General features: G+C 53.6%; 16 protein-coding genes and 1 pseudogene. 7 read left to right on the top strand and 10 right to left on the bottom strand.

Annotated features, from left to right (window positions below):
- The 5 genes from BLR64_RS21355 to BLR64_RS21375 all read right to left on the bottom strand — a co-directional run.
- A partial coding sequence (locus BLR64_RS21355; protein WP_090717237.1) for a transposase occupies positions 1 to 282 on the bottom strand: 282 nt, incomplete at its 3' end.
- A 112-nt stretch (positions 283 to 394) separates the two neighbouring features.
- Positions 395 to 1,210, bottom strand: coding sequence for an ABC transporter ATP-binding protein (locus BLR64_RS21360; RefSeq protein WP_090717239.1), 816 nt, complete (start codon positions 1,208 to 1,210; stop codon positions 395 to 397).
- A complete protein-coding gene (locus BLR64_RS21365) occupies positions 1,210 to 2,247 on the bottom strand; it encodes a FecCD family ABC transporter permease (protein WP_090717242.1) in 1,038 nt (345 codons plus the stop codon). Before BLR64_RS21365 ends, BLR64_RS21360 begins: the two co-directional genes overlap by 1 nt.
- Positions 2,244 to 3,284 (bottom strand): FecCD family ABC transporter permease, encoded by a 1,041-nt coding sequence (locus BLR64_RS21370; protein ID WP_090717244.1) that lies wholly within the window; start codon positions 3,282 to 3,284, stop codon positions 2,244 to 2,246. Before BLR64_RS21370 ends, BLR64_RS21365 begins: the two co-directional genes overlap by 4 nt.
- Positions 3,277 to 4,383 carry an iron-siderophore ABC transporter substrate-binding protein gene (locus tag BLR64_RS21375; protein WP_090717347.1) on the bottom strand — a complete coding sequence of 369 codons (1,107 nt, stop codon included), beginning with the start codon at positions 4,381 to 4,383 and terminating at the stop codon, positions 3,277 to 3,279. Before BLR64_RS21375 ends, BLR64_RS21370 begins: the two co-directional genes overlap by 8 nt.
- 250 nt (positions 4,384 to 4,633) lie before the next feature.
- On the opposite strand from BLR64_RS21375, the gene BLR64_RS21380 reads away from it, so the two are divergent.
- Positions 4,634 to 5,359 carry a 3-ketoacyl-ACP reductase gene (locus BLR64_RS21380; RefSeq protein WP_090717247.1) on the top strand — a complete coding sequence of 242 codons (726 nt, stop codon included), beginning with the start codon at positions 4,634 to 4,636 and terminating at the stop codon, positions 5,357 to 5,359.
- A gap of 74 nt (positions 5,360 to 5,433) precedes the next feature.
- Here the strand turns inward: BLR64_RS21380 and BLR64_RS21385 are convergent, their stop codons facing one another.
- On the bottom strand, positions 5,434 to 5,673 hold the full coding sequence (locus BLR64_RS21385; RefSeq protein WP_090717249.1) for a hypothetical protein: 240 nt from the start codon (positions 5,671 to 5,673) through the stop codon (positions 5,434 to 5,436).
- An 803-nt stretch (positions 5,674 to 6,476) separates the two neighbouring features.
- On the opposite strand from BLR64_RS21385, the pseudogene BLR64_RS21390 reads away from it, so the two are divergent.
- Both BLR64_RS21390 and BLR64_RS21395 read left to right on the top strand, forming a co-directional pair.
- Positions 6,477 to 8,584, top strand: a pseudogene (locus BLR64_RS21390) (TerD family protein).
- Between the two features lie 63 nt (positions 8,585 to 8,647).
- Positions 8,648 to 9,073, top strand: coding sequence for a hypothetical protein (locus tag BLR64_RS21395; RefSeq protein WP_090717252.1), 426 nt, complete (start codon positions 8,648 to 8,650; stop codon positions 9,071 to 9,073).
- Here the strand turns inward: BLR64_RS21395 and BLR64_RS21400 are convergent.
- Both BLR64_RS21400 and BLR64_RS21405 read right to left on the bottom strand, forming a co-directional pair.
- Positions 9,059 to 10,699 (bottom strand): extracellular solute-binding protein, encoded by a 1,641-nt coding sequence (locus BLR64_RS21400; protein WP_090717350.1) that lies wholly within the window; start codon positions 10,697 to 10,699, stop codon positions 9,059 to 9,061. The genes BLR64_RS21395 and BLR64_RS21400 overlap by 15 nt on opposite strands.
- A gap of 49 nt (positions 10,700 to 10,748) precedes the next feature.
- Positions 10,749 to 13,043: an AraC family transcriptional regulator gene (locus BLR64_RS21405; RefSeq protein WP_090717254.1), complete on the bottom strand. Its 2,295-nt coding sequence runs from the start codon at positions 13,041 to 13,043 to the stop codon at positions 10,749 to 10,751.
- 207 nt (positions 13,044 to 13,250) lie between these two features.
- Between BLR64_RS21405 and BLR64_RS31065 the strand changes: the two genes are divergently transcribed.
- Both BLR64_RS31065 and BLR64_RS21415 read left to right on the top strand, forming a co-directional pair.
- Entirely contained in the window at positions 13,251 to 15,815 is a 2,565-nt protein-coding gene (locus tag BLR64_RS31065; RefSeq protein ID WP_090717257.1) for an S-layer homology domain-containing protein, read from the top strand.
- Between the two features lie 149 nt (positions 15,816 to 15,964).
- Positions 15,965 to 16,747 (top strand): GNAT family N-acetyltransferase, encoded by a 783-nt coding sequence (locus tag BLR64_RS21415; RefSeq protein WP_090717259.1) that lies wholly within the window; start codon positions 15,965 to 15,967, stop codon positions 16,745 to 16,747.
- A gap of 87 nt (positions 16,748 to 16,834) precedes the next feature.
- Here the strand turns inward: BLR64_RS21415 and BLR64_RS21420 are convergent, their stop codons facing one another.
- On the bottom strand, positions 16,835 to 17,626 hold the full coding sequence (locus tag BLR64_RS21420) for an AIM24 family protein (protein WP_090717262.1): 792 nt from the start codon (positions 17,624 to 17,626) through the stop codon (positions 16,835 to 16,837).
- 188 nt (positions 17,627 to 17,814) lie between these two features.
- Between BLR64_RS21420 and BLR64_RS21425 the strand changes: the two genes are divergently transcribed.
- Positions 17,815 to 19,569 (top strand): Imm51 family immunity protein, encoded by a 1,755-nt coding sequence (locus BLR64_RS21425; protein WP_090717264.1) that lies wholly within the window; start codon positions 17,815 to 17,817, stop codon positions 19,567 to 19,569.
- Positions 19,570 to 19,755: 186 nt separating this feature from the next.
- Positions 19,756 to 21,267 (top strand): malate dehydrogenase (quinone), encoded by a 1,512-nt coding sequence (gene mqo, locus BLR64_RS21430; RefSeq protein ID WP_090717267.1) that lies wholly within the window; start codon positions 19,756 to 19,758, stop codon positions 21,265 to 21,267.
- Between the two features lie 479 nt (positions 21,268 to 21,746).
- Here the strand turns inward: mqo and BLR64_RS21435 are convergent, their stop codons facing one another.
- Positions 21,747 to 22,790 carry a PocR ligand-binding domain-containing protein gene (locus tag BLR64_RS21435; RefSeq protein WP_090717270.1) on the bottom strand — a complete coding sequence of 348 codons (1,044 nt, stop codon included), beginning with the start codon at positions 22,788 to 22,790 and terminating at the stop codon, positions 21,747 to 21,749.
- Between the last annotated feature and the right edge of the window lie 183 nt (positions 22,791 to 22,973).

Below are 22,973 nucleotides of genomic sequence, written 5' to 3' on the forward strand. Positions count from 1 at the left end.
CTTTTTTAGCATTTCATTTTCTGCCTCAAGGCGCTTAATCTTGGCCTCTGGATCTTCAGGACGTGTTCGGGGTCTGCCCATTCCTGGCCCTTTTGCCTTCCCTCTTTTTTCTCCAAGGCCCTTTACGCCCTCTGCCTCAAAGTGCTTCACCCATCGACGAACCAGTGAGTCGTTAATGCCCATTTCACGCGCGACACTCTTATACCCCAATCCCTTTTTGAGATAGAGGTCAACTGCCTTTTTCTTGAACTTCTCATCATACGTTCTTCTCATTTCGCCCATAAAAAATCCCCTCCATAGTAGACAGATTAAACGGCTTGCTTTTTTCTGTCTACTATAGGGGGATCATATCAAACCGGGGTGGTTTTATTTATTTTGGACTATGCGTATGCCGCTAAGGAACAGGTACATAATCCGTATGATAGCGGCCCTTTGGTACAATCATGGGGGAGCCGGCAACCGGGTCCTTGATTACCGCACAATCCAGTCCGAAGATGTCCTTAACCAGAGTGCTTGTAATGACTTTATCCGGCATGCCTTCAGCGACCAGCTTGCCTGAATGTAGGGCAAAGATATGGTCGGCGTACCGTGCAGACAGGTTAATATCATGCAGCACCATCACAATGGTAGTGCCGTGCTTGCGGTTCAGATCGGTCAGCAGGTCCAGAATCTCGACCTGGTAGGTGATATCAAGGAACGTTGTCGGTTCATCGAGGAACAGGATGTCCGTCTGCTGTGCCAGTGCCATGGCGATCCATACACGCTGGCGCTGGCCGCCGGACAGCTCATCAATATGATGATTGGCGAACTCCGTAATCTTCATAATCTCCATCGCTTCAGCCACGGCCTCATAATCCTTTTTGCTCCAGCCTCCGAACAGCGACTGGTGCGGGAATCTTCCCCGGCCGACCAGATCGGCGACAGTGATGCCTTCCGGGACAATCGGTGATTGCGGCAGCATTCCAACTATGCGGGCCAGGGGTTTAGAGGCGATCTTGGCAAGCGGCTTTCCGTCAATGGTGATGGAACCGGAGGAAGGCTTGATTAACCGGGCCATCGTTTTCAGGAGCGTTGACTTGCCGCAGCCGTTCGAGCCGATAATGACGCTGATCTTGCTGCTCGGCAGCACAAGGCTGACATCCTGGATGACCGTTTTATTCTCATAGCCTGCTACGAGGTGTTCGACTTGAAAAGTATGCGCCTGATTCATTATAGTTCTCCCTTCCGGTTCATCTGGATCAGCAGGTAAATCAGATACGGCGCTCCGAGCAGCCCGGTAATAACCCCAACCGGAAACCTGGTTACGAAGGCAAACTGTCCGATCAGATCTGCAGCCAGAACCAGAACAACGCCGACAAGCCCTGCCGGGATAACGCCGGAGAAGCCGACACCGACCAGTCTTTTGGCTATCGGTCCGGCAAGGAAGGAGACGAAAGCAATCGGGCCTGTTGTAGCGGTAGCAATCGCAATCATGCAAACGGAGGCTACGATAAGCAGGATTCGCGTTTTGTCGGTATGTACACCGAGCGAAGACGCGGATTGCTCTCCAAGCTCCAGTATATCCAGGTGCTTACCGAGCAGGGCAATGACAGGTGCGCAGATCAACACCGTCAGGACAAGCGGCGGAAGCTCGCTCAACTGCGAGCCGTTGAGACTGCCGGTCAGCCAGCGGATTGCTGTAGGCACATCCTTCTCGGAGCTGATCAGCAGGAGATAGGAAATGACCGCATCCAGCATCGCCTGTATACCAATCCCGACCAGGATCAGCCGCCCGATCGAGAAGGCTCTTCCCCGTGACAGGAAATAGATCAGAATGACGGTAGCCAGACCGGCAATCACTGCGGCAAAAGAGACCACAGCCCCGCCGGCATGCAGAATGACGATGCAGAACACAGCTGCTGCACTGGAACCCGATGTAATGCCGATTACATTCGGGTTAGCCAAAGGGTTACGCAGCATGGTCTGAAACGTATAACCGGCGACGCCAAAGGCAAACCCGGCAAACAGACCGGCCAGCATCCGCGGCAGGCGGATCGTATTGACGGCAAAGGATACACCCTTGAGCTGCTCCCCGGACAGCGCCCGGAGAACCTTGGACAGCGGATAGATGGTGTTCCCCAGCAGCAGCATAGCGATGCAGAGCGAGCAGGCCAGCACAGCAAGCAGGCCTGTAACCAGTATCCAGCGGCGGCGTCTGAGCCGCCTGCCTGCCATAATGAATTCAGTTGAAGTTGGATGTTTTGTCATAAGGACCGCACTTTCGATCTCATAGCTAATAGGATTAATATCGGTGCTCCGATGAACGCTGTCACTACGCCGACTTCAAGCTCTCCGGGACTGCCCAGCAGCCTGCCGATGACATCGGCCACGGTTAGAATAATAGCGCCCGCAATCGCGGACATGGGAATAACAAAACGCAGATCAGGGCCAAGAATCAGGCGGATTACATGAGTGGCGAGCAGTCCGATGAAGCCGATAGGCCCCGCGAGTGCAGTTGTCGCACCGCACAGGACAACACCGGCAAAAGCGGAAATAAACCGCAGGAAGCCCGTCTTTACACCCAGACCGGTGGCCACATCATCCCCCAGAGCCAGCGCATTAAGCGCAGGGGCGGTCAGCACAGCAATCAGCATGCCTGCAATCAGAAAAGGGAGGAAGGTGGAGATATTATCCCAGCTTCCTGAACCGACGCTGCCCACCTGCCAGAACCTGAATTTATCCATGACATAGGAACGCGGAATCATAATGGCGGTGACCAAAGAGGAAAGGGCTGCGCTGGTGGCAGCGCCCGCCAGAACGAGCTTAATGGGGGTGGCTCCGCCACGCCCCATTGAACCGATTCCGAATACGAACACTGCAGTCAGCGCAGCTCCGGCCAAAGCCAGCCAAATATATTGGCTGGCTGAGCTTATGTTCAGGAAAGCAATCCCGCACACCACAAACAAGGCGGCGCCGGTATTGACTCCAAGTATACTCGGGTCCGCAATAGGATTGCGGGTGACCGATTGCATAAGCGCTCCGGACACGCCGAGCGCCGCTCCGCACATTAAGCTGAACACGGTGCGGGAAATCCGTTTGCGGACTACGTTAGCCCCGAAGGACTGGACATCCGGATGGAATAACCCGTCCATCAGCTCCCGGAAGCTGGTCACCCGCGAGCCCAAGGCCAGCGAGGCTATCACGCATAAGCCCAGCAGGATGAAGCAGATGACCAGAACCAGCGTGAAGTTGCGCGGTGTATGCGCGGCAGGCTGTTTTTGTTCGGAAACTGTAGAACTATTCATTAATTTTGTCGATAGCTCCGCCGATCAAAGCCAGATACTCATCAATAGTGTAGGCGATGGACAGCGGGTTAGGCGTTCCGGCAGCTACCAGTGGTGTGTCGCTGTCAATGAAGGCAACAGATCCGCGCTCGATAGCCGGAATTTTGCCCAGCAGGGAATCAGCCTGGAGAGCTTTCAGCAATTCGTCATTGCCGTAGCCTACGATCAGGTCAGCATCATTCAGGGCTTCAACATTCTCGGCACTCAGGTTCAAAGAGTAGCTGGTAGGATCGGTAATCTGGGAGGTGATGCTCTCAGGGTATTCCATTCCCAGCTCGTACAGGAAGGCAACACGGGAATCAATCGGCGCATAGATGTGCAGCTGGGACAGGTCGTCAGCGGAGAAGTTCACCCATACAACCTTTTTGCCGGCAATCTGCGGGTAGGCGGCCAGCTTTTCTTTTACCATATCTTCAGTGTCCTTGATCAGCTGCTCGCCTTCTGCCTTCATGCCCATGCCTTCAGCATTAAGCAGAACCTGCTCGCGCCATGTGGTTGTCCAAGGGGAAGTCGGGTAAGCGACAACCGGAGCGATCTGGCTCAGGGTATCGTAATCTTCCTGCGTAATACCGGAGTATGCGGCAAGAATAACATCCGGATCTGCATCGGAAATGGCTTCAAAATCAAGGCCGTCTGTATCCTGGAACACGTTAGGTTCCGTTACGCCCAGCTCGTCCAGCTTCTCCTTGGTCCAAGGAAGCAGCCCGCTGCCGTCCTGAACGCCGAAGTTCGCAGCAGAGAAGCCTACAGGAACAACACCAAGTGCAAGCGCGACGTCATGGTTGGCCCACTGAATAGTAACTACACGCTCAGGCTTGCTCTCAATTACAGCCTCGCCAAGCGCAGTCTTGATGGTAATCGGATATTGAGATGCATCTGTAGCAGCAGGAGCTTCTGTAGCAGCAGGAGCTTCTGTAGCAGCTGGTGCAGTTGTAGCCGCAGCGTTTGTAGGGGAAGCAGCGTTATTTGATGCATTGTTGTTACCGCAGCCTACCAGCGCAAGGGTTAGCGCAAGCGGAGCAAGCAGTGTTCTAAACGTATACTTCCTTGCTATGTTCATGTGTTTCATTGGTGTGACCCCATCCTTTATGTAGTATATTTAGCAATACTTGATAACGATTCTCATTATCGAACAATATATATGCAATCGGGACCGGTGTCAATAAAAAAGTGGTAAATTAAATTTGGATTGATGGCATTTATGACCATTTTAAGTTGTCAATATCAACTGGAGCATTTAGCTCCGGCTTTGCGGACATAGTATAATAGGAGAGGATTTTTAAAAGAAGATTGGAGAGGAGCCTGCTTACATGGCACAATCATTGCAAGGAAAAGTAGCAATCGTAACCGGAGCTGCAAGAGGAATCGGAAAGGCAACCGCTGTTGCGCTTGCCAAGGAGGGCGTCAGCGTAGGTCTGCTGGCCAGAAGTGAAGCTGCACTGCAGGCACTGGCTGCTGAGATTGAAGGCTACGGAGTTAAGGCCGCTTTTGCTGTTGCTGATATCTCTTCCAAGGAACAGGTAGATGCAGCGGTTGAAGCGCTCAAGAGCGAACTGGGAGCTGCGGATATTCTGATTAACAACGCAGGGATCGCTACGTTTGGCACACTGCTGGAAATGGACCCGGAAGAGTGGAAGGGCATGATCGACGTCAACCTGATGGGCACCTATTATGTAACCCGTGCCGTACTGCCGCAGCTTATCGACAAGAATGCCGGAGATATCATCAACATCTCCTCAACTAACGGACTTAACGGCGCAGCCACCTCCAGTGCATACAGCGCCTCCAAATTCGCCATGATCGGCTTGACCGAATCGCTGGCCCAGGAGGTCCGCCGCAACAACATCCGTGTATCGGCGCTGACGCCGAGCACCATTGCTACAGATCTGGCGCTGGACCTGAACCTGATCAAAGAGAACAATGACGCGAAGTTCGTTCAGCCTGAGGATATCGCGGAGTTCATTATCGACCAGCTGAAATTGAACCCGCGTGTGTATGTGAAGACAGCGAGCTTTATTGCTACGAACCCGTTCTGATTTATCGTACGGATATAGGGTTAAAGGCCGTCCCGGAAGGGATGGCCTTTTCTGCTTACCGGCTGCTGCATAGCTCAGCCTACCCCATCCCTTTCTAATAAGGAGTAGAAGTTGTCACGATCCCGGTCATCGAATCTGCCGAGTGTACTTACCCTGACGAATTCATGCCCGCCATAGATGTCCATTTCCTCTCCGTCTTTGGTATAGAGCGCAATCATGTTCCCCTCCCGGTTGAGCTCCATGTAGCCGTAACTGTCTGCTTGAGGAGTTTCACCATAAAAGAGCGTAAATCTGATTTTGTCCACACTGTGCATGCGGGTTCTCCTTTCCTAATGATCATCCTGGGCTAAATTGTACTAGACGATGCAGGTGTTGGAAAAAGCCGACAGGTCGTATATTCTGCGGGATTACTTCTTTTATCAGAACTCTAATGGGGAGTTACCTGCACTTCCGTTTATTCGCTAATTTTTTCTTGACGGGAGGACATTAGGCGGTTAGTATACTGTGCCGTAAAAGCGGCGGGCTACCCATAGATTCATTTAATACGGTAAAACGGAGGGTCCCAGCAATTTAGTTGGATTTTTGCTACTTAGATCTGCAGTTTCTTAAGATTTATAAGCATTAGGTGTACAATCGCTACTTATTTGGGCCGCAAGCACTCCGCATACCTAAAATGAGCAGAACTAAGTAGCCTTTTTCCATTTATTATCCTCATTCATTGGTTTCCCCTGAAATTAGGTGGCGATTTTCCACTTAGTTTGTTTGATCCGGTCTATGCCATCCTGGAAAGTTTTCTAAAGCAGCTTTTGGAGTTATAAAAATACTGTAAGGAACAAATTTTCCCCGTATTCCCCACTCTCGTAATACTTCCGCCCTGTTTACACGCCTCCCCGTATGCGATGATAAGCACATCAAACGGCCGGGTTCACGGAATCCGGGACGCTTGAACTTCAGGCTATTGCGGTCCTTCCTTCTAACTCACTGTAAATGACATAGGGCCGCTGCTTTCCTGAAGGATGCTTATCCAGAGAGGAGGCGTCCAGGCTATCGTATTCCTTCCTTCTATACCCAGAGGATGATTCTAAATAGGGATACGGCTTTCCTGGACACTTTTACTATGAAAATAAACTCGATTTACTTACGAAGAGCCCGCAAGATCATTGTTGATCAAAATAACGGGAACGGACGGCTGCCGGAAGGGTATTTGGCGGCGGCGGCCCGCAATCTGGAAGCGCTGGGCTTTGCCTTGTCTCCTGCATTGTTCCGCGCGGTGCGTGAGCTGACGAAGGAAGCATTTGAGGCGCTGTACCAGCAGCTGGTTGCTGATTTAAAAGTAATGGTTGGTGCGCATGTAAAATATGTACCGATGTATCCCGGGTTTCCGGAGCAGGTGATGCTGGAGCAGGATGCCATCCTGTACCTAAACGCCATGTACCATTACTATACGTGGGATCTTCCACAATACGATGGGGCCGTAAAGAGACCGCCGCTGCAGGAACAGGGAAAGCTGAAGGTGATCGAGCTTGGAAGCAACGAGGATTTCTTCGCGATGATCCGCCGGCTTATTCTGGCCAAAGGCTCGATCTCCGCAGCCGATAAAGACGATATTGATGCTGTGATAGCGGCGCTCGAACCGGAGGAGCTGGATGAAATCCTTCCGGAGGAAATCCCGTTCAAGGAAAATGCCTCATTTGTGGCATCATCGCTATTGAGGCATGATAAGGCTGATCTGGCGCGGCTGGGCCGGTATTTCAAAACAGCGACCGATGTGCTGCGCCTCGCTGCGGCGTGGTCGGACGGCGATGTCAGCCTGGCGGTGCCGGCGCGTTTCCGTAAATTCAAGCGCAGCGAACGCCGTCTGCTGCTTGGGTTACTTGAGCAGTGTCATCCGGTTACCGAGGATATGCTGAGATATAAGGAACGCTGGATCCGCCTGGGTGAAATCCTGCATCCGTCTGAATACAAGCAGCGATATATGCGCTGTGAAGAAGCCTTTGATATCCTGCGGAATAACAAGCCGTTTGCAACCTTTAACAGCAGTGTGGAGCTGGCGATAAAGTACAAACAGGTCTGGGATGCGCTCGATCTGCTGATCAAACGTCCGGGCGAATTCGCGCGTAGACTGGATCAGCTGCTGCGCTCTACGGAGCATACTGATTACGTTGTGCTGGCCTTTGGCGAGGTGGCGGGGCAGGTAGCGACTCCGGTGCTGCTGCAGGTGAAGAACCATTTTGCCCATCGGCTGGATTCGCCTGAGCTGCGCGTCTTTTTTCCGAAAGGAAATGTCGCCAAAGCCTTTGCAGTCCCTGATACGCTGCCGGAGATTGATGCCGGAGTCTGCCAGGACATTGTAAACGTATGTGAGCAGGCGTTGATCGGGCGATTCGCGGCGCTGCCGCCTTTAGGAATGACATATGTGGATGAGCGGCTAAAAAGCTACCATGTTCCCTTTTCCCAGAGATCGGCCAGCAAAGCACTGCATACGCTTGTCCGGGGAAGCCGGCTGCCGGTGGGCGAAGGGGATACGATCCGCTTTTTCAGCTGGTGGAAAGAGGGGAAGGTTAACGGGGTTTCTACAGGCCGGGTCGATATTGACCTGTCTGCGGTCATGTATGATCAGAGCTGGAACTATGTGGAGCATATCTCTTATACCAATCTGCGCTCGTCCAACTATCTGGCAGCGCACAGCGGGGATATTGTCTCGGCGCCTCACGGGGCCTGCGAGTTCATTGATCTGCATATTCCCTCTATCGTCGAATATGGCGGAAGATATGTGGTGGCGTCGCTGAATGCCTTCACGGAGCAGCCGTATTGTGATTTGCCGGAATGCTTTGCCGGCTGGATGATGCGGAAGAAGCCCGGCTCGGGCGAAGTTTTTGAGCCTTCGACCGTAGCCAATAAGATTGACGTTACAGCCGATACACAAATAGCAATCCCTGTTATATTGGATCTGGTTGAACGGACGGTCATCTGGACCGATCTGTCGCTGACGAGAGCCCCCCAGTACTACAATAATGTGGAGGGTAACCAAAAGGGAATGGTACTGATCGGCAAAGCGATGACCCCTCGCTTAAAAAGCCGGATCTGTACGATTTGTTCATGCTCCATGTCAAAGCCCGGGGACAGCTTGCCGAATCGCCGCGCCATGCCGATACTGTATTCTCGGTGGAGCAGGGTCTGACTCCGTTTGATATCGAGCAGATTATGGCTGATTATGTGGTGTAGCACATACAAGAAACAGCGGCTGCCGTATAATGATCAGCCTAACTGATGAATCGGAGCGTTGTGATGGATTTTAAAGAAATTTTTATCGTAGCTGCTGGTGTAATCCTCTTTCTCATTGCCGGGTTAATTATCAATAAAGCCGGGGGCAATGACCATTTGAGGCTATTAAAATGGTGTTTGCGTATGACTACAGCGCTGTTAATTATCAGTGTGCCCGTAAGCTTGTATGGAGACTACCATAACGATAAAGCTTTTGATTTTTATGCTTTTGGTATACATGATTCTAAGGAATTTTTCAAAAGTTATCTCTTTGTGGCCCTTAATCTCTTCATTCTTTTCCTTCATATTCTCATGACAAGATTAGTGCGGTGGAGAGGTGTAACCAATATCTCAACAGAACAAAAGCTGAATATGCACATTACAACTACGCTGGCCGTATTACCGTTACTGCATGTATGGGCTTTTGGCTATCTGTTAGGATTCTGGTAGTCCGTTCGCCTCCCGCAGCACCTCAGCCCCGCCCGCTGCCATAAATTCCTTAACAAAGCTGTCGAACGCCTCAAGCGGACGTTCGCCGGTAATGAAGGCGATGTAAGCCTCGTTCCGCAGCTGAATCAGCTCCGGCCCGTTCTTGACCAGGGAGGGCGTTGCGACCTCCAGGGCATTGTAAATCCCGTCACGGTCGAGACCCAGCGTCGCCGCCCACTGCTCCCTGCGGTCGCCGGGCATAACCGGGACCGTCATGCCAAGACCGGCGCCGATGGTATTCTGATAGCTGAAGGTCTGGTCATACGGCGGAAGCACCACCACCTCTCTGTTCAGGCTGTCTGCCCACTCCCAGTGCTCCCCTTGAATGCCGAATTTCATTGCTGTGTCTTCCTGCGGGTCGGGATTGGCGCTGACGTAGTCAAGAATCTGCAGGATGGTCTCCAGCTTGCCCGGCTCCTTCACGGCATCCGCACCGATGGCGGTGAAGCTCATCAGCATATCGTAGGCTTTGGAGCCGCGTTTGCCGTCAGGCCCGCTTACCGGCCGGCCGAATACAATCCGCGCCTGCGGATTTTTGACGGTCAGCTCTTTCACGTTAAAGGTGGCGGCAACCGGCGTCTCCACGGTTTTTCCCAGCTCATCCGTTGTCCATGTGGAATAATCCCCGTTCTGAATCCAGTGGTAGTAGTTGCCCATGGAGGTCATGCCGATCCGGCCGTTAATAAAAGCATGGGAGAGATGCTTGTAGCCGCCTTTATTCTCCCCGGTGATAAACTCCGGATCAATAACGCCGTCCTGATACCACTTGCGCAAATAGCGCAGCGCCTCCTTCATTTCCGGCTGCAGGGCACCGATCCCCAGCTGCTGATCCTGCCTGCTGAAATAGAGCTGGTCGGCAAAAACAATCTGCCCGAACGCCCCGAAGACAACATTCATCCCTTCCAGCGACAGACCGTACGTATCCTTGACGCCGTTGCCGTCCGGGTCCCCATTAGCGAACGCATAAATCACCTTCTCAAAATCAGCCAGCGTATCAGGTACAGACAGGCCAAGCTTATCCAGCCAGTCCTGGCGGTAGACAACAGGAATCCGGTAGATGTTAGTCGGGTTAACAACGGGAATGCCGTAGTAGGCACCGTTAATGATGCCTGAATTCTGATAAGCAGGCGCATTCTCCCGGATCGCCTTCATGATATTAGGCGCATAGGTGCTCAGCACCTCCTGCGGAATTTCCGCCAGCACGCCCTGCTGCTGGTACTTCAGCAGATCCTGGGTCTGCCTGATCCGAAACAGGTCAGGAACCGCCCCCTGCACCAGCTCTAGCTCAAGCAGGGATTCATATTTGTTGTTTTCCAGATTCCAGACATCGAGATCGACGCCGAATTTCTGCTCCACTTCACGGACCACCGCCGCATCCTCAGGGACCGGGAGGTTCTGATGCATCGTCCACGAGATCGTGTAACCTGGGGCAGGAGAATCTGCGCTGCCGTCAGCAGCCGGTTGTTGTGCCGAAGCAGAGGACCGATTTACATCGGTTACGCCCCGCAGATCACAGCCGCTGAGCAGACCCAGAGCTGTGAGGATAACGGGTATTATCAGAAGAATGGCACTCCAACGGTTGTTCATTCTCATCCGGGTGTTCCTCCTGTCAGCTATGCCGGCGGCCGCTTGCGGACTAACCCTCATTAAGGGTACGCAAATAGTTACCGGGGGTGCAGCCGTACATTTCTTTGAACCGTTTGATAAAATAAGCCGCCGTCCCGTAGCCCACGCTGCCTGCGATCTGCTCAACGGTCATGCTGCTTTTCTCAAGCAGTGCTTTGGCATGTTCCATCCGCCGGGCGGTGACATAGTCGGTGTAGGTGATTCCAAGCTCTTCTTTGAAGAGTCTGCTTAAATATTTCGGACTGATATACACCTTGGACGACACGGCGTCCAGTGACAGATCACCGGCCAGATGCTCCGAGATATACTGCTTGGCCGCTTCAATGGCAGATACGGCCCTATCGCTGTTACGCTTGTCTGTTTCATTAACAAAGTCAGTCAGTGAGCCGGTGAGCCAGCTCTGAAAGCTGAGAATGTCGGGCATTCCGATATACTGCTGATACAGATCACCGGGCTTATAACGGACGCTTTTCAGATAATCCGAGTAGACAAACACGGTATTTCCCAGAATAAAGTGGCAATAATCCGCCGGATATAATTCTTCCCGCATGGCGGAGACGAGCTGCGCGACAATGGCTGCAAGCTCATCCAGCTGGCGGGATTGCAGCTTATCTTTGAATTTAACAAGCAGCGCCTGCGGAATTTCATCCAGACTGCTTTCCCGCTCCAGCAGGCTGCTGCCCTTCAGGACAGACTGCTCCGGGAGAAAGTAAGCATATTTCATCAAAAGCTGTGCTTCAGAATAGCTGTTGTGGAGGCCGGCAGCCTCCTGCACCCAGCAGCCCCAGGCAAGCTGGACTTCTGACTGAAACAGCTGTCTCCCTTCCCTGGAGATGAGCTGCGAGAGCTGGTCCAGCAGACTGTCCGAAGCGCTGCCGGCACACACGATGACGGCAATCCGCTTATCCGGCAGCTCCTCGGCAATGATCCGGCACTCCGGCAGGCGGACGGCCTCCAGCGCTCCGATGATGGTGCTCATCATATTCTGGGTATGCGCTGAGCTCATATGGCTCCAGGCTCGCTCTGTATTCACAAGCAGGCAGCAATAATGATTGTAAGCCCGCGAAATCCCAAGACATTGAAGCGCCTCGGCTTTCTCCTCCCGGCCGGAGCTCATGTGCAAAAGGCTTAACACAGCATTATGCTTGAGCACCGGCGCGCTGGCCTGCAGGCTCTCTTCCAGGCTGCTGACCTGCTCGCTGAGCCGGGTGAAGGCTGTATGGATCAGCCTGTATTCATTGGTCGCAGGTTCAGGCGCATGGCCATAGAGGTCCCGGATTCTGCCGACGAGCCTTTTGATCGGCGTATAGTTGGCTTTGGCCAGAATCCCCGACATAAACAGCCCAAGCAAGATGGCAAGCAGGCATAGTCCGGCAATCAGCTGCTGCATCCCGTTAGAAGGCGCATAAAAAAAGCTGGCGGGTACAGCGCTGACTATTTTCCACCCGGCGGCCGGCAGGGTCTGATAGGAGATGACATAGGGAGTACCGCCAAGCTTGCTGTCGAAGCTGCCGGCTTCCGCCGCAGACTCAAGCGGCACGCTGATACTTGCGCTATAGCTGCTCACCTGGTCTGAAGAGGTATCCGGAATGACCATCAGGCCGTTAGGGTCTACAATAAAAGTCCCTTCATATTGCGAGGGCATCATATTCTGAATAATAGCGCTGACCGCGCTCTGTTTAACATCTATAGCGACAATCAGATCACTCTCAGCCCCGGAGGACTGAAAAGGATAGCTATGGGCATAGGTAATGAGCGTATTGTGCTTGCCGCCCGGCACGCTGGAGTAAATATCCTCAGGCACTTCGCGGGCCGGAGTCCAGAGACTGCTCCCGGAGTTATTACGCATTCCGCGGATCCAGTCCATAAAAGCTGCTGCGCTGTCCCCCTGGTCAGCCTGGTATCTCAGCCCATACAGCGATGACAGCATGACCTGCTGCTGCGGAGCATACAGATGAACCGCCTGGATGAGATCGGAGTTGCCGGCAACCTCGGTTTTCAGCAGATTTTGCAGCCCGCTCACTTTACTGAGATTATGCTGAAAGGTAGGGTCACTGAATAAACGCAGAGCCGAGGTTCTGTCCAGGGAGAGCTCCAGGTAAATCTGCTGAACCCGCTGAAGCACCGAGGTGTCAATAGTCCGCGCGGTATTCTCCAGCACCAGCCGGTTGCTTCTGCGCAGCTCTTCTTTATAATGTCCCGAGAAATAGACAGAGAAGACGGAGCAGAGCAAGAGAACAATAACCAGAACAACGGACAGATAGGAAATAGCGAGGCCGGTAAATGCTGAGTTCCATTTTTTCATGGCGTATTCTCCTCCCAGGCGGATTATACACTACCCTCTGACAAGCCTATTCACGATTTATGTTAACAGAATATTAAATAACAAGATCTTCCCGTAATGCTCCCAAAGTGATACAAAAGCGAAATCGTCTTATTGCCGGTTAGCGCGGCCTGATGCTACATTGAGACCGATTCGAATCGACTACAATTGACGATAGGAGCCAATCACTTGAAAACAAAGACTGCCAAAAAGCTGTTATCTGTTGCTGCCGGACTCGCCATCCTTAATAACGCTGTTGCGCTGCAGCCTGCAGCGGCTGCTCCCGCGGATTCATCCATCCCGGTGCCTGCGGCTCCCGAGTGGGGACATTTCGTAGACAGCTACAAGAACAACACTTCTGTTAATCAGGCCGTTTATGCCAACCCTGCCATTGGCATTCTTTCCGGATTTCTTGAGCTGTGGAAGCCGGGTACCTCCTGGAATAACGGCACCAAGCTGAACAGCAGTGTGCTGGATGCCAACATTCAATATGTAGCCAACGTCGCAGCCACCCGGACCAAGGCAGAGGAAGACATGGCCTATTTCGATGACCGGCGGAATCAGACTTACGGTGCTGTTGACGGCCTGGGTTCCCTCTCGGAGGTATACCGCGCTAAATCAGGCACGTATACGACGATTACCGAAATTCCGGCCGATGCGACTTCAGTGAAATATACGGACGGCAACGGATCGAACAAAGCGGGAGATTCCGCCTCCGAGCTGGGCAAGATGGTTGACCTCATCGGCACCATCCGCGGCAATTATGCTTCAAGCAATCCGTCAAAAACGTTCTACAGCTATATGCGTCCATTCCGCTGGCTGGACACCTCCGTCATTGTGCCTACGCTTGTGCCTGCGATGAGCAATACACCTGCAACGGACGGCGGATTCCCGAGCGGCCATACCAATGCTTCGTATCTGGCTGCACTGTCGCTGGCGTATGCGGTGCCTGAACGGTTCCAGGAGCTGCTGACACGCGCTTCGGAAATGGGGAACAGCCGGATTGTTGCCGGAATGCACTCCCCGTTTGATGTAATGGGCGGCCGGGTATTGGCAACGGCTCTGGCAGCGGCGGCACTGGCTGATCCGGATAATGCGGAGCTGAAGAAGGCTGCTTATGATCAGGCTCATGAGAAGCTGCTGACCGAATCGGGAACGGCAGAGGACCGGTTCACTGATTATGCCAGAAATAAAGCGCAGTTCACCCAAAGGCTGACCTACAACTTCCCGCAGATTAATTCTACTGTTAAGCCTGCCGTGGTTCCCAAAGGGGCGGAGGTATTGCTGGAGACCCGCCTGCCTTATCTGAGCGCAGAGCAGCGCCGTGCGGTGCTGGCTACAACTGCAATCCAGTCCGGCTATCCGCTGCTTGATGATCCGGAGGGCTGGGGCCGGCTGAACCTGTTCGCTGCAGCTGACGGCTACGGAGCATTCAACAGCGATGTAACGGTATCCCTGGATGCAGCAAAGAGCGGCTTCTATGCAGCCGACCGCTGGCGCAATGATATTTCCGGCACAGGCGGACTGACCAAGGAAGGTACCGGAACGCTCAAGCTGGCCGGCAGCAATTCCTATTCGGGCGGCACCGAGGTGAAGGCGGGTACGCTTGAAGGCGATTCAGCTACAGCCTTTGGCAGCGGCGATGTTGTGAATACACATGGCTCTGTAGTGGAGAATGTCTATGGAAAAATAACAATCGGCGGAGCCTTCACGCAAGCGGCTGAAGGCACGCTGGAGCTGAACCTTACCGGCGCGGGCGATGTGCTCGACGTCAAAGGCAAAGTAGCAGCAAGCGGCAAGCTGCAGATCGATTTCGAAAACAGCTACGTGCCTGCCGGCGGCTTGATTCCGCTGATCACGCATGGCGACAACCAGCGGTCCGGCCAGTTTACTTCTGTCCAGATTAACGGTCTGCCAAGCACACGCAGCGCCCAGGTCGTCTATCAGTCCAACCAGGTTGCCCTGCTGGTTACCGATACAACCAGCGGCAGCAACTCCGGCGGCTCCCTGCCGGGCGGCTCGAACAATAATACTGGCGGAACCACAGGCGGTACAACTGCACCTGTAACTCCAACTGAGCAGCCGGGCGCCACAAACCCGGTAACAGCTTTGAATCCGTTCCAGTCTGCCGTAATTAGCCAGCAGGCTGTGCTGAAGACGGTGAGCGATGCCATTGCCAGAACACAGAACACGAATACGTCGTTCAGTGATACTGCAGGCCACTGGGGCAGCAAGGCCATTGCAGCGGCTGTGAAGCTGCAGATTATCAGCGGGTACGAGAACGGCTCCTTCCGTCCGGATACTGCAGTCAGCAGAGCGGAGTTCTCCGCTATGATCGCCCGTGCCTTCGGGCTCGCGGATAGTCCGGCTGCCGCCGGCTTCAGCGACACCGGCACAAGCTGGGCTGCCGGAGCTATCGGTGCCCTGGCCGGTAAAGGAATCGTAACCGGCTACGCGGACGGCAGCTTCAAGCCGAATGCGACCATCACCCGGGCGGAGATGGTGACGATCCTCTCCCGTGTCTTGAATTTCGGCGTACTTGAAAGCGGCGGTGCGGCTGAGTTTACCGATGTAAGCAGCAATTATTGGGCTGCCGCAGCCATCAAGCAGGCTGCTTCGGCCAAGCTGGTGCAAGGGGTGTCGGCTTCCTCGTTCGCACCGGGTCACAATGCGACCCGTGCTGAAGCTGTAACGCTCATTATCCGTGCCCTGGAGACCGACAGCTCGGTAAAGGCGTTAATCGCGGGACTGTAACAGGAAACGGAATCGTATAGGGTAGTTAAATAGCGCGTTTTGCAGGAGAGCGGTTCTTCCTCTTTTTTTGAGGCAGGACTGCTCTCCTGTTGTTATGTAATTGCTGGCGTATTGGCATTATAATGAGGCTGAGAGGAGAGGATCGTCCGTTGAAGCCTTTGGATTATGTGAGGAATATTGAGAAAATTGAGGTTGAGCTAACCCGGCTGAATGCGGCGCGTTCACTGGTTAATATACCGCGTCAGCTGGAGGTGCTGCCTGCAGGCGGGACTGTTCTGCTTCGTGACCGCACGGATGCGGGTTCAAGCTACTATAACCGGATCAAAGGCTTCGGTCCCGAGGACCTTGCTGAGCTTGATACGCTGTTAAGCCATTATCCTGAGGCAGCTCCCTGCTTTGATATGACTCCCCATTATATGACGGAAGAGGTAGCGCGGGCGCTCTGTGAGAAAGGGTTTATTCCCGCTGAACAGCTTGCCTTTCTATATGTGCATCCGCAGGCCATGGTGGAGCAGTCCACGGGCTTTCAGATTGAACGGGTTACGGAGGAGACGGCGGAACAATATATTGAGTGGATCCGAAAATCTGCCGGCGGGCTGAGGGTTACCAGGGATATGATTGCGCGGTCGCGGGAGTATTTTTACAGGGAGGATTTCCTGAATTATATGTTAAGCATAGACGGGAAGCCTGCCTCTATGGGCTCGCTGTTTCTGAGCGGGGAAGATGGTTATCTGGCTAACGACTACACGTTTCCGGAATACCGGGCCAGAGGCTGCCAGTCCGCACTGATTAAGCGCCGTCTCACAGACGCTGTAGCGCGCGGTGTCACAACCGTATATACCGATGTAGAATTCGGCTCAGCCAGTCATGCCAATATGGAGCGGGCCGGGTTCAGGATGGCTTTTCTCAACACGTACTGGATTGCCAAATAAGCGGCCAAGTATATTTGAACCTGTATGTGCTTAAAAAGAGGGCAGTCCCATTCAGCCGTTATCCGCCCGGGACTGCCCTTTGTCTTGTCAGGCATTAGGTGTAAAGATGCTGTTTTTGTACGACATAAGCGGTGCCAGCCAGACCATGCCGGTTCCTCGGTAGACGTTGACAAGACCTTCGCCGGAGGCGGCAGAGCCGAGCTTGGTTTTGCCGGACTTTTCCACAGTGAAATCAAGGGTATTGGACCACATCAGCGCAAAATTGCCGTCCACCTTCAGCACATCATTGTTAAGCTCGACCACAACCGCTTCTTCGGAAGGGATCGGCGCCTCCAGCGCGAGAATGCCCTTGCCGCGGGCGCTTAAGTTGAACAGGCCTTCGCCGCCGAGTGCGGCCGAGGACAGATTTTTGCGGGCAGAGACAGAAAGCTCAAGAGAGCTCTCACAGGCCAGGAACATGCCGTCATCAATAACAATATGATCGTTGTCGACATCAATCAGCCACAGGTATTTGTAAGTGGTCTCCAGCAGAATCGTTCCGGTTCCTTTGTACTGCGGCCTAATGGCTGTTGTTCCGGTTACCGCACTGGACATGATATTGCGCATCAGCCCGCCGACACCCTTCACACCAGAGGTCATTTCAATATTCCCGACCATATACTGCATAGCGCCTGCGCTAAGCACAACCTCGCTGTTATTCAGCTCAATCATCAGCTGCTTGTTGCGCATATTGCTTCTGCTCATAAAATAGTTGAATTGCGCTTCCATCATGCTGGTGCTGCTCAGATCCTCTTTATATTCAATCACTGTAAAACCGCCAAGCTGCTCCTTGATAATAACGTTGCTGTTGTCTTTGAGATTATTAATGGTAAAAGCCATAATGAGTCCTTCCTCCTGTCGTGTTCAGTGTGTAGTTGTTGCTACTTGCAAAATCCGCGTTCAGGCATAACTATTCGACAAAACTGCCCCATTACCTTTAGCGCGGGCGGCAGCCCGGTTTTCATTCTCTGTTCCCGGTCTGATAGAATAAGAGTATCATATTTTCGCTGGGAGGCAGACTGCAGACTATGGATAAGGATCTAAGCGCACAACTGGCACAGTGGCATGAAGAAGACGAGCATCAAAAAATAGTAGATACAATAAAAGAAATCCCTCCGGCGGAGCGCGGTTATGCAATCATCAGCAGCCTCGGGCGGGCATATAACAATTTAGGCCGGTATGAGGAGGGACTGGAGCAGTTTCAGCAGGTTGCGGCAGAAGGGGAAGAGGACCCGCTGTGGCATTTCCGCACCGGCTATTCCTATTACTATCTGGACCGGCATGAAGAGGCTGTGCAGGCGTTCAGTACGGCGATTGCGCTTGATCCGGGCGATGAGCAGTCCGCTATGCTGCTGGACTGGAGCCGGCGGAAGCTGGAGCAGGAGCGGCTGATTGCGGCTAACCGGGAGCGCAGCAGGGCCGGAGAGCGCAAGGGTGAGCTTTTTGAAGGAATGGACCTGGCGTCCTTCTGGGATGACAGCGATTATGCGCTGGATGCTTATGTTCTGGCGCCGCCGGACGATGAGCTGATCGTCTCGGTGGAGGAAGAACTCGGCTACAAGCTGCCGGCTTCTTATATTACGCTGATGAAGCAGCATAACGGCGGTGTTCCGCACAACACCTGTTTTCCAACCCTGGTGCCTACCTCATGGGCAGATGATCATGTCGCCATCACCGGGATTATGGGGATCGGGCGGGACAAATCCTATTCGCTGTGCGGCGATCTCGGCAGCCCGTTCATGATTGAAGAATGGGGTTATCCGGATATCGGAGTGGTTATCTGTGACTGTCCGTCCGCCGGGCATGATGTCATTATGCTGGATTACCGCCACTGCGGAAAAGACGGGGAGCCTGAGGTCATTCATGTGGACCAGGAAGCCGATTACGAGATTACGTATCTGGCACCGGACTTTGAGACGTTTATCCGCGGGCTGGTGCATGAGGAGTTATACGATACATCTGCAGAGGACAGGGAAGAGGATCTGCGCAAGGTACAGGAGGGCGAATTCTCGCCTTTGCTTGCCGAGCTGTGCAGCAGACAGCCTGATCCGGACCAGCTGGAGACACAGATTAGGGCTGTATGTACCCGTGTAGTCCGTGAGAAGGGCTATTTCTCCTTCCATGCCGATGAGCTGTCGCTGCTGATGTACGATGTGCAGTTCTGGCTGTATACTGCAAGCTATCCGCAGCCAAGCCGGGACGAATATCTGGAGGCCTATCCGAAGATGATTGCCTTCGGCGGCGCGTTCGGGCAGGGCGGCTATGCTCCCGGGTTCATCAGCGACTGGCTCGACCGGCGGATCAAAGAGGGGCAGATAATGAAGTCGCATGGAAAGCTGGCCTTCACTGATGAGGCGCGGAGCCATGTGAAGGAACGGCTGGAGGCAGCTGCATTGGCGGCGGAGCAGCCGGAGGAGGATGCAGCGGGGACAGTGGATCCGGCGACGGCAGCGGAAGTCGCCCCCTTTAAGCTGATTGGCCAGGCTGACGGCGGGATGTCCGTCATTCTGGTTGTCGGCAGCTACAGGCAGGAGGTGTTTGCTGCGAGGGCCGACGAGGGCTTTGAGGGCAACGGATACGACTGGGCCTCACTTGCCGCAGTATTCCTTGAAGAGCAGATGCCGCAGCTGCAGGAGCAGATTCATTTTGACCCTGAAGCGGATATGTTCTGTGCCTATTCCTCAGACGGGGCGGCGCTGCAAGCCTTCATCACCGGATTTAAGCGGGCCTGCGAGAATGAGGAGCTGATCGGGGAACTGTTTTCCCGGGCGGAGCTGGATTAGAGACTGTCCTTATTCCTTGAGGACCGCGCGAAGTTTTGATTTTTTATTTGCTTCAAATTGTATATAATTATTTGATAACAGCCGATGAACCTTTTAATAGATTTCCTGAGTGGAGCCACGCGTCCTGCAGCCTTCAAAGCGGCCTGGCTCTTTTGGCAAATTCAAAGAGATAAGGAAGGTTTTTTAATGAGCAGCGAACACAAAAAAACAGACGTTATCTTGATTGGTGCAGGAGTCATGAGTGCGACTTTGGGAGCCCTGCTGAAAGAGCTGGCACCGGACTGGAACATTAAAGTGTTTGAGAAGCTTGCAGGCGCGGGAGAGGAGAGCTCCAACGAATGGAATAATGCGGGTACCGGTCACGCTGCACTCTGTGAGCTCAACTATACCTCCGAAAAGCCCGACGGGTCGGTCGACATCAGCAAAGCGGTCAAAATCAATGAACAGTTCCAGCTGTCCCGGCAATTCTGGTCTTATCTGGTGCAGCATAAGCTGATCCGCCGTCCGCAGGATTTCATTATGCCAATCCCCCATATGAGCTGGGTCGAGGGCGAGAAGAATGTGGCATTTCTGAACAAGCGATTTAAAGCGCTCTCACAAAATCCGCTGTTCCAGGGCATGGAGTACTCCGAGGACCCCCGGAAGCTGAAGGAGTGGGTTCCGCTGATGATGGAGGGCCGCACCTCGCAGGAGCCGGTTGCTGCCACGCGGATTACTTCGGGGACGGATGTTAACTTCGGCGCGCTGACCCGGCTGCTGTTCGACCATCTGCAGAGCCGGAAGGTTGAGGTTCACTACAGGCACGCCATTAAAGATATCAAGCGTACCGGGGACGGTTTATGGAAGGTTAAGGTGCACAATCTGAGCAGCGGGCAGACGGAATCCCATTCCGCCAAGTTTGTTTTTATCGGCGCGGGCGGCGGGAGCCTGTCTCTGCTGCAGAAGACCGGGATACCGGAATCCAGGCATATCGGAGGCTTCCCGGTGAGCGGGCTGTTCCTGGCCTGCGACAATCCGGAGGTTGTGGAGCGGCATCATGCCAAGGTGTACGGCAAAGCCAAGCTGGGCGCCCCGCCGATGTCGGTGCCGCATCTGGATACCCGCTACATCAACAACAAGAAGGCCCTGCTGTTCGGGCCGTTCGCCGGCTTCTCGCCGAAGTTCCTCAAGACCGGCTCGAATCTCGATCTGATCGGCTCGGTGAAGCCAAACAATCTGTTTACGATGCTGGCAGCCGGCGCCAAGGAAATGGCGCTGACCCGGTATCTGATCCAGCAGCTGATGCTCTCCTGCGAGCAGCGCATGAACGAGCTGCGCGAGTTCATTCCGAACGCCAAAAGCGGTGACTGGAAGGTGGTCGTAGCCGGCCAGCGGGTGCAGGTCATCAAGGATACGCCTGACGGCAGGGGGACGCTGCAGTTCGGCACCGAGGTGGTCAGTGCCGCTGACGGCTCGGTAGCCGCCCTGCTCGGTGCGTCGCCGGGCGCATCCACGGCGGTTCACGTTATGCTGGAGGTGCTCAGCAAGTGCTTCCCGCAGCATATCAAGTCCTGGGAGCCGAAGATCAGGGAGATGATTCCTTCCTACGGCATCCCGCTGGCGTCCCGGCCGGAATTGCTGAAAGATATTATGGCCTCGGTGAACCAGACCCTGGGGCTGGGTGAAGAGGAGCCGCAGAAGCAGGCTAATTTCAGATAAAATAGGTAAAGGCAGGCCCCGGTTCAGAGGGGCCTGCCTTACTGCGTTTCTGGAGCTGTGTGCTGTGAGCTGTAAGCTGTGGCTGTGAAAAACGGATAAGGCCTGGGTTGCCGACTTGGGAGCGTCGTTAGCGGCCGCCTGAAAGCGTTTCGTAGAAAAGCTAGCATCGGAAGTATAGGCAGTCTGCAGATTTCAACCGCGGACAGCGGGAAGTAGACGGTTAGTTGGATTTTCGCCACTTAATTCTGGCGCTTCCCGTTATTTCCGGCGATTAGTTGGAAAAACGCCATCTAAATTGTGCAATTTACTGCTCCAGGAGCTATTTCGGCGCAATTAAGTGGCGTTTTTCCAACTAGTTTGCGGGCAGCAGAGTTTACTGAAGAATTAGATCGCGAATTTCCACTTAGCTAAGCGTAACGCACACGTTATATCTGACAAACTGCAGATTTTCCGGAAGCTATGCGCCTCCGGGGAGCCCGCTATTCCTCATCCCGGTACCTGCTGCGGTATACTGCAGGCGTAAGATGCTCAAACTTCTTAAAGGTCTTGATGAAATAGCCCGCATCGCAGAAGCCGAGAGCATCACTGATCCGGTTAACGGGCTGCTCCGTAGCCTTGAGCAGCTGTTTGGCCCATTCGATCTTCAGCCGCGGCGCGAACGCGGAATAGTTCTCGCCGGTTTCCCTGGTGAAGATCCGGCTGAAATAGCTTGGACTGATATGGCATTGTCTGGCCAGGTCGGCCAGGGTCAGATTTTTGTTCTTATGCTGGTAGAGATAATCAAAGGCCGGCTGCAGCAGCGGATTGGCGGCGCGGTACTGGCTCACGCTCAGCTCTTTGATTGAATGCTCGACCAGCGTGTTGGTTAGCTCGTTCTGTATCGCCTGCAGGCCGCCGACAGCCGGCACGGGAGAGGCGGCATAATCAACTGCCGGGCTCAGAGGCGCCTCGGGAAGCAGTGTTTTTTTGTACATTTGAATGGTGGCATTCTTGGTGATTGCTTCTTCAACTATATAATTGCAGAGGTGAAACAGCATGTTGGCAGTGGTCGAGACTTCGTCATAGGTCAATGTGGGCAGCGAGGCATATTCAGCTTCAAGTGCCTGAAATTTAAGCTCCGTATCGGCGCTCGGCGGCCGGGAGACGAGCTGCTCGAGCTGCTGCTGGTCCGAGTCACGAAGCCGGATCTGTCCGGCCATGACCGCTCCTATGTATTGATTGTCTATTATGATCGGCACGGCAATATCAATAATATTGAAGTGGCATTTGTAGATATAGGGGGCATTAAGCCGGACGGCTTCCAGGCCCCCTCTGGCATCGCATTTCTGGCAGAACGGCGAGAGGACATCATCCTTTCTTACGCCCTGGCAGAAGGGCTGGCAATAGCTGTGCCTGCTGACCGGAATCCCTTTGTAATTAACCGTGATGATTGCCATCTTGGTAACCAGCGCGAGGGAGTCCTGAAGCACATGCCATTTCTCGAGGTCTATAATGTTTTCCAGCTTGAACAGCGGATTGCTCATGAGTGTAAGATCCTCCTATCCGGTAACGAGTGCAAGATAATACTATTAACCAAGTATACAACAAGAAAACACAATGTGAAAACGCTTAATGTAGCAGGCAGAGTACAATGCTTAAAAAGAATGGGCAGACTATACTTGATTTAGATATGAAATAAGCGGATGCTTCCGAAGCCGTTTTTGCAC

The organism is Paenibacillus typhae (assembly GCF_900099765.1).
In the GTDB taxonomy this organism is placed as follows: domain Bacteria; phylum Bacillota; class Bacilli; order Paenibacillales; family Paenibacillaceae; genus Paenibacillus_AQ; species Paenibacillus_AQ typhae.